This window comes from Eisenbergiella tayi, assembly GCF_001881565.1.
Taxonomy (GTDB): domain Bacteria; phylum Bacillota; class Clostridia; order Lachnospirales; family Lachnospiraceae; genus Eisenbergiella; species Eisenbergiella tayi.
On record NZ_MPDJ01000007.1, the window covers coordinates 226,023 to 240,180 of the forward strand.

The 14,158-nt window shown below is 50.1% G+C and carries 7 protein-coding genes; all 7 read right to left on the reverse strand.

Going from position 1 to position 14,158, the window contains the following annotated elements; all coding sequences use genetic code 11:
* Nucleotides 1-22 precede the first annotated feature (22 nt).
* A complete protein-coding gene (locus tag BLA28_RS24940) occupies nt 23-2,560 on the reverse strand; it encodes a glycoside hydrolase family 38 N-terminal domain-containing protein (protein ID WP_071699633.1) in 2,538 nt (845 codons plus the stop codon).
* Nucleotides 2,561-2,579: 19 nt separating this feature from the next.
* Nucleotides 2,580-4,835, reverse strand: coding sequence for a glycosyl hydrolase family 95 catalytic domain-containing protein (locus BLA28_RS24945; protein ID WP_071699619.1), 2,256 nt, complete (start codon nt 4,833-4,835; stop codon nt 2,580-2,582).
* 56 nt (nt 4,836-4,891) lie between these two features.
* Nucleotides 4,892-7,180: a helix-turn-helix domain-containing protein gene (locus BLA28_RS24950; RefSeq protein WP_071699620.1), complete on the reverse strand. Its 2,289-nt coding sequence runs from the start codon at nt 7,178-7,180 to the stop codon at nt 4,892-4,894.
* A gap of 107 nt (nt 7,181-7,287) precedes the next feature.
* Nucleotides 7,288-10,437 carry an alpha-mannosidase gene (locus BLA28_RS24955; protein WP_071699621.1) on the reverse strand — a complete coding sequence of 1,050 codons (3,150 nt, stop codon included), beginning with the start codon at nt 10,435-10,437 and terminating at the stop codon, nt 7,288-7,290.
* Nucleotides 10,438-10,495: 58 nt separating this feature from the next.
* The gene (locus BLA28_RS24960; RefSeq protein ID WP_071699622.1) at nt 10,496-12,169 is read right to left on the reverse strand and encodes an extracellular solute-binding protein; all 1,674 of its coding nucleotides are present in this window, start codon (nt 12,167-12,169) and stop codon (nt 10,496-10,498) included.
* 119 nt (nt 12,170-12,288) lie between these two features.
* Complete coding sequence (locus BLA28_RS24965) at nt 12,289-13,215, reverse strand: carbohydrate ABC transporter permease (RefSeq protein WP_069154532.1); 927 nt, start codon at nt 13,213-13,215, stop codon at nt 12,289-12,291.
* 11 nt (nt 13,216-13,226) lie between these two features.
* Nucleotides 13,227-14,153 carry an ABC transporter permease gene (locus tag BLA28_RS24970; RefSeq protein WP_009250263.1) on the reverse strand — a complete coding sequence of 309 codons (927 nt, stop codon included), beginning with the start codon at nt 14,151-14,153 and terminating at the stop codon, nt 13,227-13,229.
* Between the last annotated feature and the right edge of the window lie 5 nt (nt 14,154-14,158).

Here is a 14,158-nt window from a genome sequence, read left to right on the forward strand (position 1 = left end):
ATTCTTTCAGATTCCCTTATTTTTATTCTCCGAAGATACCGCATTCCTCCAGCCTGCTGCCGTCGGCCGCCAGACGGAGTGACTTCACCTCGCAGGCTCCCATGGCAACGGGAAGCTCCAGCCCGAGGGCGGGAAGGCTTACTATGGCTGTCTGCTTTTTTCCTGAGGATTCATATAAACGAAGCAGATAGCAGTCATTTGCCGTTCCTTTGCGGAAAGCGCCCAAAACCACCGCCGGATTATCCACCAGAATCACGGGGGTTCCCTTTTCCCCTTCCCCGGAAGGGAAAGCCGGCACCGCCATGGGTTTTTCCTGGAACACTACAGCTTCCCGGGTTACGAATTCCCGGCGTTCCTCACTGTCTCCTCCATTGATTTCAAAGGCAAAGCTTCTTTCCCCCTGATCGATATAGGGGAGGAAACGATCCTGGACAAGCAGGGGCCTGTCTCCGATTGGGTGGGCGGAATATACGGCGGAATGCAGGAGGGATATACGCATAGCGCCTTCCATGAAGTCCACGCCATAGTTCCCCTGGTTAATCACCGTCAGGGCGCGTTTTTTGTTCTTGTCAAAGAAGCCACACCAGCGGTGGAATACCTTTTCTTCCCCGTCGCTTCTGTGCTCCATCACACCATAAGCTGTCTCTGCGAACGGTATCGCTTCCTTCAAAACGGCAGGAATTTCCCATTTCAGGAAAGCGCCTTTTTCCGCCCAGTTCACACGGATTTCCACCCGGAGCTTCGTCCCCCTTGCAGGAAGGATGTAACGGATGCATGCCTGGGAATGACCGTATTCCATGACCGCTTCCACCACTCGTTTTACCGGCCCGTCTTCCACAATGCGTACGCTGGGTATGAGGCAGCTCGCCGATCCGTGCCTTTCATTGGAGGTGCCGGAATAACGGCTTCCTTCCTCTTTTCCCATCAGACGGAATCTTCCCAGTTCTTCCCGGTAGCTGTGCCTGTTCATCCCCCATGGATCACAATCCGTCTTCATCACCACCAGGGCACCAGATCCTTCCCGGAGATATTCCTCCCCGTCCACCTCGTAAGAATCCAGAAGGCCTGTTTCCGGATTGATCCTCACACGGATCCTGTCGTTAGAATAACAGCAGGCTTCTTTTATATGCTCTTCCTCCAAATGGGCCGGATTTCCGGGCTTTTTATCCACCATTGTTATCCGTGCCGAGAAGCGGTTCATGCAGGAGGGTTCCAACACCGCGTGAAAGGATACTCTTTTGCGCCAGTCCAGATTCATGTTGCAGGCTTCTTTCTCCACCTGGCTTTCCAGAATCTGTCCGTCCCTGCTGATGACAGGCAGGGAATAGGATTCGCTCCAGTTCTGGTTGGCAAGCTGGAAATCGCAGGAAAAAATGCCTTCCACAGGAAAAGGATGAGGATTATAAATCAGAATCGGATATTCTCCTTCCTCCGCCTTCTTTTCTCCGGAAAGCAGGGCAAAAAATGCTCTGCGCTTCCAATAATTTAATATTTCCAGGCTGTGATCCAGCATCTGAAGGCTCGCTTCCTCCACAGACTGTATGGAAGAACCCGGCAGGATATCGTGGAATTCACTAAACAGCAGGGCTTCCTGGGCTTCCTTCAGTTCCTTCTCCGGATAGGGAAGGAGTCCTCTGAGGGCCGCCTGGGACAGCATTTTTTCCACGGCAGAAAGCGTACCTTCCGCCTCCCTGTGCTTTTGCTTCATCCGGATTTGCGAGGTATAGCAGCCTACCGCCCAGGAATTCAAATCCCGTTCCACTCTCGGCTCCTCTCTGCCTGCCGCCTTCGCGGCTTCACGTCTTTGCGCAAAATAAGCCTCCGGCGTGGAATGAATCAGATTCCATTCGCCGGTGCGCTCCTTCAGCGCCTTCAGTTCCTCCAGATCCACCCGGGACGGACCGCCGCCGTGGTTTCCCACACCCCAGAGCATACAGCCTGCCAGCGGCTGCTTTTCTTCAGGCTTCCGTTTCTGGGCATCCATCCACTCTTCCACCTTTTTACCGGCTTCTCCCATAAGGGTTCCGTATGTATCCGCTCTGTGGGCCATGATTTCGGAGCCGTCAAAGCCCACCCAGATGAAATCATCTGCTGGCAGGGGGCAGTCCCCTTGTCCCGGACGGCAGAAAAGATAGGAGTCAAACCCGGCTTTTGCCATGAGCTGTACCAGCCCCCTGCTGTGTCCGAAGGGGTCAAAATTAATGGCGGTTGTGGGTTGTTTCCCGAATTTTTCCCGGAAATATTCCCTTCCGGTTTCCATCTGCCGGATAAAGGACTCTCCGCCTGGCATATTGCAGTCGGGCTGCAGATACCAGCCGCCCATGATATGCCACTTTCCTTTCCTTACCAACTCCTGAATCCGGGTAAAAAGCTCCGGTTCCATCTCCTCAATCCATTTGTAAACCACCACTTCATTATGGTTGAACACAAGGCCGTCATATTCCTCGCAGAATACGGCTGCCATACGAAAGGTGGAAATGGCGGCTGAGATTCCTTCCTCCATGTCCCACAGCCACACCGGGTCAATGTGGGCATTACAAATCAAATGCAAATCCTTCATCTGAATCCTCCCTGTTTCCTTATTCAAATTCTATCACAAATTCCTCTCCCGGCAATACTTCCAGGGTGAGGGACTTTTGTCCGCAGCCTTCCATTTCCGTGCCGTTTCTCATCACCCTCTTCACCGGAGTGTCATCTTTCCATCGCAGGGTGAGCGTTTCTTCACAGCCCGCCTTCAGAAGTATGCGGCGGATCGAATAGTCTTCTCTTTCCGACGTGATCCTGTGTCCGCCTTCCACAGCCAGTTCCCGGCAGCTGCAGGCCTTCCATTCATCCGGCATTCCCATCTGCACCCAGATGGTATCCTTTGCCCGGTGGACGAACATTTCACAGAGGGCTGTCGGGATGAAGAATCCGGATTCCAGAGTGAAGGCATCGGAGCTTTCTCCTGCATTGGTATCGGAAATACGCAGGATTCCATTTTGATAAGGATCCCCGTTTACCGTGAAGGAATTCCGGGAACGGAATACCATACAGTACAGCTCCAGCATGGTCCGGGACATGTTTCCCCTTCCGCAGCGCGCCGCCATGATGCCCAGGTATGGACAGGAAAATGCGGCAAATTCCAGGAAGCCCTGGTTTATGGCCGTATCCAGGGAACGCTGTGCAAGCTCGTTATGCGCCTCTTCACACAGCGGATAAATCGGATACAGATGGCAGAAATGGCGGTGGGATGCAAATACATCCACTCCGGCATAGACCGGCAGACCTTTTTCATTCGTCTTCACAGGAACCAGCCTGTCGCTCCACGCAAGCCATGAAGCGCCGTCCAGCTGAAGCTTCTGGGCATAGCCGTTCATTTTCCGGCACAGGTAATGGAGACAGGAAAGGGTAAAGGTAGCATCATCCGCCAGTAACATATGCCCGTCCCTGTCCACCTCGGGGGAAGTGGTAAATGGGATATGCAGACAGCCGTCTTCTTTTTCTATAGCAATCCCCTGATACAGGTGGAGCACCTTTTCAATAAACGGATAAATCTTATCCCTCAGAGTGTCCTCCTCCCGGCTGTACTCATAAAACCATGTAAAATCCACCGCCACAAATAATTCCGGCCCTAAAAGGGAGTTCCAGTAGCACCACTCGGAGGCGGCTCCTGTGCCGTCCGGGGCCATCATCGTGGGGATGTGGATGGCATCCTTTATGCCGAACAGCTTATACGCCCTTTCCATAAACCGGGGCACCGCTTTGCTGTAATAATCAATATACGGCCGAACCAGCTTCACATTTCCGGTTTTATAGGCAGGCCAGTAGCAGGACTGCACATTCAGATCATTATGCAGATCCCCGAACCAGGCAGGCATCCGGTTATTGGGGTTCCATACCCCCTGCAGCGTCACAGGAGAGGAATCCTCCCTTTCGTTGCAGTAAAGCTTGTACATCTCCTGTTCAAAGGCTTCCTGAAGGCGTTCATTGGGTACTTCCACGGCGAAACCGTCCCAAAAGGTTTTCCAGTCGAAGCGATGTGCCTCCAGATAGGAATCCCTGTTATCCAGATAATCCTGCACCAGTTTTGCTCCGGCCGCCGCCATGTCGGCTTCTTCCGCCTGATCCCCTGTTTCAATGCTCACTGCCAGAAACAGGCCTTCCGCTTCCCTGGAACGCTGTGCTTCCATGGCATACTGAGCTTTCCTGGAATACTTCGTTTCCCTTCTCCCCGCGCTCAAAACAGCGCTCCGGCTGCCGCCGAAATGCTGCCTGACAGTGACCAGCCCGTTTTCTTCCGTCTGTATGCAGGGCTCGTAATGCCAGTCCTTAAGGGGCTTCAGGCGGGGGGAATCCAAATCCCATCCCAGTGCTTTCACTTCCAGTTCTCCCGCCCCTTCTCCATAAAGCGCTATCCCCAGCACATTGACACAGGAATCCAGCCAGATTTCCCCTTCGAATACTTTCCCGTCCTTCATTTCCAGGCGCAGCCCGGTTCCGGCTTCCAGCATATCCGTTTCCGCAAGGAAGGAGGCAATCTCGCCGGGCAGGCTCAATTCCACGGCAAGGGAGGGCAGTCTCGTCCTTCCGATATTATCTCCGAAAATATCGGTCCGTTCCACATAGCGGGGATCTCCCGCGATAAATTCCTTCTTGTGGGCCAGTATCTCCTGAAAATCCGCCTTCGGCATATCCGGAAGGGTTTCCCTAAGTTCCCATAATCCAACGTGATCCACAGAGATACACAGCTTTCCGTTCTGCACATACAGCACCGCTCCCATTTTCCCATTTCCCCAGAACGGGCCTTCACAAAACTGGCAGGGGATCCTGTCCAGCACCATTTTTTTATTCATATACGTTCCCTTTTCCTGTTCTTATTCCGTTTCGTAACCGCTCCGTAACTTCACAGTTACTCCGTTTCTTCTTCATTCAGTTTGCGGAATTCATTGGGAGTCATCCCCTTTATCCGTTTAAAAGCGGTACGCATCACATACACGCTGTTATATCCGGTCTGCTCCGCAATTTTTTCCATGGTATAGCCTTTCTTTAAAAGCTCACATACCTTTTCGATCCTCATCTTTTCCAGATAGGTAGCGAAATTTTCCCCGAACAGCTCCTTGAACAGCTTGGAAAAATAGGTGCTTGCGTAACCGAAATCATCCGATATCTTCGTCAGCCCCATATCGCTGTCCATATAATGGTCACAGATATATTGCTCAATCTCCTCCAACTGACGGCTGCTGCTTTCTTTATTCACCGCCTTCACCATATCGCAGATATATTTAAACATGCTGTTAATATGGTTGAACCGCAGGAGGATATCATTTTCCCGGTTCAACTGCTCCAGCTGGCGGTAAATCTCCTCTTCCTCAATCTCAACCCTGTCATTCAGGCTGTGCAGCGCCTTGAACACCGCACACTGCAGATCATTCACCAGGAAATGCATCATGGAGGGGCTGATATTCCGGGAAAGCACATTCACCTGGTACACTTCACTGAGCTGGGCATGCATGCTTTCCGCATTTCCCGTACGCACCGCATTCACAAGACGCTCCTCCAGCGTCACGGGAAAATAGTAGAATTCCTTGCTGTCCTGGTAATCCTCATAAAATACCACCGTCTTTCCTGAGGAATCGCCGAAGGTCAGCATTTCACATACCTGGTCATAGGCTTTGCTGATTTCCGTCAGCTCCCTGCAGATGGTGCTCACCGCGATACGCACCTTGACGCCGAATTCCTCCCAGAAGGTTTCCGTGATTTTCTCCAGCTTTTTCTGGAATCCGGCATTAGCCGGCTGGAAGCCTCCTTCCATGGTACAGATTACGACGCTGCTGTCCATATCGGTATCACACATATACTTATCCCCTGCAAGCAGTGAATCCAGGCTCTGCTGCAGCACCTGCTTATAGACTACGGTTTCTTTCGCGTATAGCTCCACATCCGCGGAATCCCCCCGGCCCACGAGAAAGGCGATAACCAGCATCCTCTTATCCTTAAGATTTATCCCGTAATCCTCCAGACTCTGTATGCTCACCCCTTCGCCTCCATGAAGCAGACGCTCCAGAAGCAGGGACCTGGTAACGGGCTTCTGCCGGATAATGCTCTCCTGCAAATCGGTATTATTATCAATCAGCTGCTTCAGGGAATTGGATATATACTCCATTTCGTCCCCTTTCAGCGATTCCTTGTCCTCCACACCCATACTGAACAGCATCTGCAGGATACCGTCTATCCTTCTTCCCCTTTTCCAGGAAACGAGCAGGATGCTGCCTATGCCTACAAACAGCACCGCCGTCATCAGCAGGATCAGCTTCTGCTGGTCACGATTGATCTGCAGGGTGATATATTCCTTGGGAAGCACGGAAATATAGGTCATTCCCAGATGATCTGAATCAACGCGTATGACCTCCACCGTCTTTCCGTTCAATTCTATTTCCTGGATTTCCTGTCCGTTTTCCAGCACAGAGGAAGGCACTTTTTCAAAGCTTCCGTCCGCCGCCGGTACCGTCAGAATGATCTCCTCATTCGTCTCGTCCAGAAGATATGCCCAGCCGTCCTGGGAAATATAAGCATCCCTCATCAGATTTTTGATCCCTTCAGAACGGATGGGGAAAATCAGGTTCCCTTTTACCCCGCTGTCCGTCACAAGGGACTGGACAAAAAGAATCCTGTCCTCTACGTTACCGTTTTGTTTGGTCTTCTCTTCCGGGAATAAATGACCGGTATAATGGCCTGTCATCAACGCCTTCCATTCCTCCCAGGACATGTCTCCATACTGAAAAAAAGCATTCCAGGAATCCTGGTATAAATAGACTCTGTTCGGGGAAATGACCATATCCGGCTTCCGGAAAAGCACATAATATTCCTCCACAAAGGTCTGGATCTGCATGGCAGCCATGTACTCCTGGGCATAGGTTATCTTGGAAATTTCAATTTTCTTGCCTTCCTCGTCCATCTGCGTTGCTATATAACGGATGTTGCTGTTTCCTGAAATTCTCGCTGTAATCGTATTGATTTCCCTGAAATTGTTATCCAGCGTATCCATGGTGTGCGCCATGTTGGAATGAACGCTGGCGCAGATATTCTCCCGGGTGGACACGGCCAGATTTTCCAGCATCACAATATTTATGATCAATGGCAGTAAAAAAATTGCCAGATAGGTAATAATTAACCTGATATATACTTTCCTGTATTTCATTCGGGGCCCCCTCTTATGGCATATCTGCACAGCATCCCAAACAGTAACTGAACACACGGCAGCAGGACAATTATAGCAGTTTCCGATCATAATAGAAAGCCAGATTTTTACCGCAGCCGGATCGTTTTTATTTCAAAGGAATGGAACATAAGAGTAATACCTCCCTCCTCTATGGAAAGCTCCTGCTGTGCCTGTTCCATCATGTCGCAGAGGAATGCCCTCCTGCACCACGCAGGCAGCTGTATTTTGACGGAAACTGCCGCTCTTTCGGCCTCATACAGACGCAGTACCACGTCTGTGCTGCCGTCTTCCGCAGGCTTCATCGTATCAACGATAATATTTTTCCGGTCGGTCCTTACGGTATCCATCTCCGGCAGTCTGCCGCTTCTTACCGGCGGCTGTACATTCAGTTCATAGCCCTGGCGCACCACATCGCTTTCCGTAAAACTCCCTTCCCATGCATAAAAAGCATAGGTGAATTCCTGTATTCCGTTATCCGCTCTCATCTGAGGGCTGGAGGGCGCACGCAGGAGGGTCAGCTCCAGGGAATTTCCCTCCATACTGATTCCATATTTCCCGTCATTAAGCACGGCCGCCCCATGGGCCTCATCACAAAGGGCTGTATATCTGTGGTTGCATACCTCAAACCGATCCTTGTCGTATTCCCTGGAGCGGTGTGCAGGTCTTTCCACAAAACCAAACTGTATCTCATTTCTTGCCGTTTCCGCATGTACCTCTACAGGAAAAGCCGTCTTTAAAAGCCTGTGAAGCTCCTGCCAGTGGATCCGGGTATGGAATTCAAGACGTTCCTGCCCTGCCGCCAGGCTTATAGTCTGGGTAAAGGAAGAATTTCCTATTTTTCCGCAGACCTTTAATACAGCCTCCAGCCCTTCCGCCTTTCTTTCCATCTGTACATCCCTCACTCCGTCAAGCTCCATGTCCCGATAACCCGCATCGATATCCCAGGCGTCAAAATGCCGCGGAATATCCTTAAACAAACGCAGCCGGTTCATCGGCCCTGCCGCCATTTCCCTTCCTGAGCTTTTCAGGACATAGGAATCCACCTGTCCCAGAGCATTGATCCGGGCAGAAATCCTGTCGTTTTCCATTTCATATCCGGTTTCCGTCCGGCGCACAGCCGCACACGCCTTTCTGTACTGACTGTCTGACGCCTCTTGTCCTGCTGCATTCTCCACTGCTGCATAAAGTGTCATTCCGTTACCGGCCGGCAGTTCAACCAGCGCCTTGTATCCTTCCTCCATATGCTGCACGTACACCCGTTTCCCATCCTCTGTCACCGCACCGTTGCGGAATTCTTCCGGCAGGGTTATCAGGGCTTTTCTGGGAAAAGAAAGGGAGTTAAAAATGGTAACCGTACCTGCATCTCCGGAATCCTCCAGCAGAAAATCCAATGCCTGTCCCAGCATTTCCTGTGATTCTTCCAGAATCCTGAGAAACGCCTTCCGGGCTTCTTCATAAACCCGGGCGATGGATGAGCCAGGAAGGATATCGTGGAACTGCTGGAATAAAAGCAGCTTCCAGAGACTGTCCGCACGGCTTTGATCATATACCATGCCCTTCTTCCCTGCCAGGGCGCTCCACCACTCCATTTCGCGCAGGGCCAGCTCACATGCCCTGTTGTATTTTTTTATTTTGGCCTGAGAAGTGTAGGTGCCTCTGTGGGAGCTGAAATAAAGCTCACCTGTATAGGTGTGCCTCGGTCCCCCCTGTTCTTCCATGAAATGAAAAAATTCCTTCGGAGAACCCATTTTCATTCTGGGGCTCCCTTCCAGATCCTGCTGCCTGCGTATATATTCCAGATGATCCCTGGACGGGCCTCCGCCTCCGTCTCCATAGCCAAAGGGCAACAGGAACGCCTTCAGATCCTCCTTCTGGCTCCTGTTCTTCCACACGTTTCCGATCTCCTCCGGATCCGTACGGTAGGTATAGCTGGTCGGCAGGAAGGATACCACCTTCGTTCCGTCCATTCCCTCCCATGTAAAATAATGATAGGGGAAACGTTCCCCGTCATTACAGCACCAGAATATTTTCTGTGTCACCAGATATTTTACGCCGAAGCCTGCCAGGATTTGGGGAAGCGCCGCGCAATAGCCAAAGGTATCAGGCAGCCAGAGCACATCGCTTTCCACCCCCAGGACCTCCTTATAGTACCTCTTGCCATGCAGCAGCTGACGTACCAGGGATTCCCCTCCGGTGAGATTGGTATCCGGCTCCACCCACATGGCCCCGTCAGCAATCCAGTTCCCCTTTTTGATTGCATCCCTGATCCTTTCAAATAATTCCGGATAGTGAATGCGGCACATTTCATACAGGGCCGGCTGGCTCTGGATAAACCGGTATTCGGGATATTCCTCCAAAAGCCGCAGCTGGGCTGCGAAAGTCCGCTCCGCTTTCCGTTCTGTTTCTTCCACCGGCCACAGCCAGGCCAGATCAAGATGTGCATTTCCTATTGCCCAGAATAAAGGAGCTGTGGTTCCGTTTACCGCCTCCATTACCGGCTTCAGGGCATCCGCCGCCTCCCGGTAACAGGCCAGACGGGCATCCCCATCCTGTTCAAAATCAACAATGCGGGTGAATTCCTTCAGCACTTCCGCTGCCTCTGCCGCCCGCAGAGAGCTCTCCTCCAGCACCTTCAGCAACTTAAAAAGCGTCGATACATCCATGTACAGCTGATAGGCTTCTTCCCTCCAGATCCCATAGGTACATCTGCCGAGCGTACGTCTGCTTCCCTCCGTCAGACTGCTCCAGCTGCTTCCCGGCAGGACAGGCCCTGTGGCACAATAGCCTGTTTCACAGTTGGGAAAATCCTGTCCCGCATAGGTTTCCATGCAGATCTGATAAACGTCTCCTGCATCAGCACAGCGGGAAATGGTATTATCCACCATATAGTGATGGGGTTCTTCAATCCAATCCGCACGATAGGTTCCGAATTCTCTTCCGTTTACAAACAGACAGGATTCTCCTCCCGGCTTAAGATCGAGGACAATACGCTGTCCCTGCGCCTTTTCCGGAAACCGGAACGTTCCCCTGAACCAGCAATATTCCCAGCATTCTCCCCAGGTATAGCCCGGCTGTACCGGCAGCAGCTCCAGGCTCTCCAGTTCTTTTGGAGAAAGCTTTTCTTTTGTCCGGAATGCCTCCCAGGAGATTTCACCCAGTTCCTCATAGAAATCCTGCTTCAAGGTACGTATCCAATGTGCCAGTCTGTCTTCCCATTCTCCACTTAACATTCCCATAGTTCAATTCCTTTCGAAAAAGGCGCGCCTTTTCAAGCGCGCCCTTTTCTTATTTCGGTTATTGTTGTGCTGCGTATACATCATATGCTTTCTGATATAAGCTCACATATGTTTCCACATCATATTTTTCCAGAGCTTTCAGATAGGAATCCCAGTCCTTTTCCACGCTCATTTCACCGGTTGCGAACTGTGCGATAGAGGTTTTCACATATTCTCTTAAGGACGTCTGGATGGTAGTAAAGGTTTCCGAATCCGTATCATCCTCCAGGAACAGGTTCTTGGGCAGGTATTCCGGGTAGAAATAAGGAACAACTTTGGCTGTTTCATCAAAAAGCCTTGCTTCATAGGAATCCGGAACATACATGTCCTCCGGTCTGGGAGCCATGGAAGCACGGAATTCAGCCAGCTGGTTCATCAGGCCTGACCAGAAGGTGTTTTTCTGATAAGCATCATCTTCGTTGGAGGTAAAGCCAGGTTTAATCCAATAAATTGCTTCGGTTCCCTGAAGGATGGATTCCGTAGGAGCATCCAGTTTTCCCCAGTAATTTCCTTCTTCTCCATACATCTGTACCATGGAGGATTCATCTCCCATAAGGAAATCACCAACTTTGAAGGCTGCCTCCACATTTTCACATTTATCGGTAATGAACCAGCTGAAACCATCGGTCATATCCACATAATCCTTATGAAGCTGCCATCTTGCACCATTGGGGCCTTCCGCAGGAATCATTGCCGCGGTCACTTCATTCAGATGAGCATCATCCAAATCAATACCCATGGCGAAATGATCTGCCGTATAGCCGAATACCAGATTTTTATCGGAACGGATCACCTGCTGCATCTGGTCGGAGGTCTGTGTAAAGCAGGTAGGGTCAATCAAGCCGAGTGTGTACAGCTCATTCAGGTAAGCCAGACCCTGCTTGAACTCTTCCGTATTACAGGAGAAAACCACTTTTCCGTCTTCTACATGAGAGAGAGTATCCTTATCAACAGGTACAAAGGAATTGAGGAGGTACCATTCCAGCTGGCAGTCCCAATCCTTGCTTCCTGTCAGCGGGATTTCATCGGCTTTGCCGTTGCCGTTATAATCGCTGTTCTTTACCGCAAGCAGGACTTCCTTCAGTTCTTCTGTGGTCTGGGGTTCTTCCAGTCCCAGAGTCTCCAGCCATTCGGTGTTATACCAGAGCTTGGGATATGCCTGGCAGTGATAACATTCATTCGCGGTTACAAAGCCGTAGATATTTCCGTCCGGCGCATAAGAAAGCTGTTCATACTGCGGTCTGGCTTCAAATAATCTCTTTATGTTATCGCCATACTTATCAATATAATCATTGATAGGGACAAAAATTCCTTCCTTCGCAAATTTCACCATCTTCTGCTTGTTCATGCCGTAGCAGATAACATCCGGGTATTCCCCGCTGGACAGCATCAGGTTCAGCTTGGTATCCGCATCCGCCTTCTCAGAGGGCAGCTGGACAAATTCAATGTTTACGCCTGTATTATCCTCAATATATTTGATGGCATAATTGGCGTCGGAGTATTCTCCTTTTTCATTCATGGATACTGCTACCGTAATCGTAGGGCGTTCCTCTTCCCCGGCGCTCTGTGTTGTTCCTTCCCCTGTGCTGCCTGTTGCCTGGCCGGAAGATGAATTTCCGCCGCATCCGGTAAGGAGCAGGGCTGCCGTAAGGCCTGCCGCCACAAGTTTGGTTCCTAAATTTTTGCGTTTCATACGCTACCTCCCATTTTTTCATTGTTTTATGATTAACCCACCGGAAAAAATGATACTCGCCTTCGGTGAGTGAAACATCCTGTTAATCTGTATTATCTTTTCTGTCTGTTTGCCCTATATCAGCCCTTGATGGAGCCCATCATGATACCTTTCACGAAATGCTTCTGAATCAGAGGATACAAAAGCAGTACGGGAACGGAAGAAACCACAATCAGGGAATACTGCAGCAGCGTTTTCAGTTCCTGGCGGTTCATCTGCTCCGCCAGATTCATATTAATGCCGAAGCTGTCGCTCATAACCAGGATATTGCGCAGGGTCATCTGCAGCGGCTGCTTGGCGGAATCATTAAGATAAATCAGTCCTGAAAAGAAGTCATTCCATTTTCCTACCGCATACAGCAATACCATAACCGCAATAATTGGCTTGGAAAGAGGGAAAACCATGCTTGTGAAATACTTCCAGTCGGAACAGCCGTCAATGGATGCACTTTCGTAAATTTCCAGAGGAATGGAACTCTGGATATAGGTCTTGGTGAGGATAACGTTCCATACTCCCATGGCCGAAGGAATAACCATAGCCCAGAACGTATCGATCAGGTGCAGCTTGCTCACCACCAGATAAGTAGGTATCATGCCGCCGCTGAAAAACATGGTCACTGTAAACAGAAACATGATCGGCCCGCGGATTTTCAAATCCACCCTGGACAGAGGATAACCGGCGAACAGAGTCAGCGTAACACTGATAATCGTTCCCACCAGCGTATATTCCACGGAATTGATAAAACCACGCAGGATACTGGGTGACTGGAAAATAGCCTTATACCCTACCAGCGAGAAATCCACCGGCCATAAAAATACCTTGCCTGAGGAAACCGCACTGGGATCACTGAATGAAGATGCCAGGATAAACATGAGGGGAACCAGGATAACTATCATTATTATTATCAGCAGTACCCACACGGATGCGGTAAGTATCCTGTCCGGAAGGCTGTGATAAAGCTTTACTTTATTTTTGGGATTCTTCCTGCTTTTTGCCGTTGTACTCATTTCCTCTCCTCCTACCACAAACTTGTTTCGCCAAACTTCTGGGAAAGCTTATTGGCGGTGAACAAGAGTATAAAATTGACTACCGAATTAAACAGTCCCACTGCTGTGGCAAAGGAATACTGCAGATCCTTCATACCACGCTTAAATACGTAGGTGGAAATAATTTCGGATACCGGCAGGTTCAAAGTATTCTGCATGAGGTAGATTTTATCAAAGCCCACTCCCATAATACTTCCGATCGCCATAATCAGCTGAATGGTGATAATCGGCTTCAGGGCCGGAAGCTCTACAATACGGATTCTCTGCAGACGGTTTGCCCCGTCAATCAGGGATGCTTCCACCAGGGACTGATCCACATTGCCCAGTGCTGCGATATATATAATAGCGGAAAAACCTGTTGTCTGCCATACACCGGACCAGACATATATATGGCGGAAGTAAGATACCCTGCCCATGAAGTCCACCCGGTTCATACCCAGGAATTCCAGAATGGTATTAACAATACCGATATTCAGATGCAGACACTGCAGTACAATACCTACCAGAACTACTGTGGATATAAAATAAGGAGCATAGGTAACGGTCTGCATGAACTTTTTAAACCGGTCATTTCCTATAATATGTAAAGCCAGTGCCAGGATAATCGGCGCCGGGAATGTAACAATCAGCTGGTAAAAGCTGATGATTAACGTATTCTTAAGAAGCATTCCGATATCGGGGCTTCCGAAAAACTGTTTGAAATATTTCAGTCCCACCCACGGGCTCCCAAGAATTCCCTTCCTGAAGGAGTAATCCTTAAAGGAAATTATAATACCTCCCATCGGTACATAACAGAATATCAGGATGTACAGAACCGGAAGCAGCAGCATAAGATACAGCTGCCATCTTTTTCGGAAATCCTGTCTCAGGCTCCATTTTTCTTTCTTCGTCTTAGCCATCTTCT

Coding starts and splice junctions, on each gene's coding strand:
- BLA28_RS24940 (WP_071699633.1), bottom strand. CDS start 2,560: ATGAAGGATTTGCATTTGATTTGTAATGCCCACATTGACCCGGTGTGG.
- BLA28_RS24945 (WP_071699619.1), bottom strand. CDS start 4,835: ATGAATAAAAAAATGGTGCTGGACAGGATCCCCTGCCAGTTTTGTGAA.
- BLA28_RS24950 (WP_071699620.1), bottom strand. CDS start 7,180: ATGAAATACAGGAAAGTATATATCAGGTTAATTATTACCTATCTGGCA.
- BLA28_RS24955 (WP_071699621.1), bottom strand. CDS start 10,437: ATGGGAATGTTAAGTGGAGAATGGGAAGACAGACTGGCACATTGGATA.
- BLA28_RS24960 (WP_071699622.1), bottom strand. CDS start 12,169: ATGAAACGCAAAAATTTAGGAACCAAACTTGTGGCGGCAGGCCTTACG.
- BLA28_RS24965 (WP_069154532.1), bottom strand. CDS start 13,215: ATGAGTACAACGGCAAAAAGCAGGAAGAATCCCAAAAATAAAGTAAAG.
- BLA28_RS24970 (WP_009250263.1), bottom strand. CDS start 14,153: ATGGCTAAGACGAAGAAAGAAAAATGGAGCCTGAGACAGGATTTCCGA.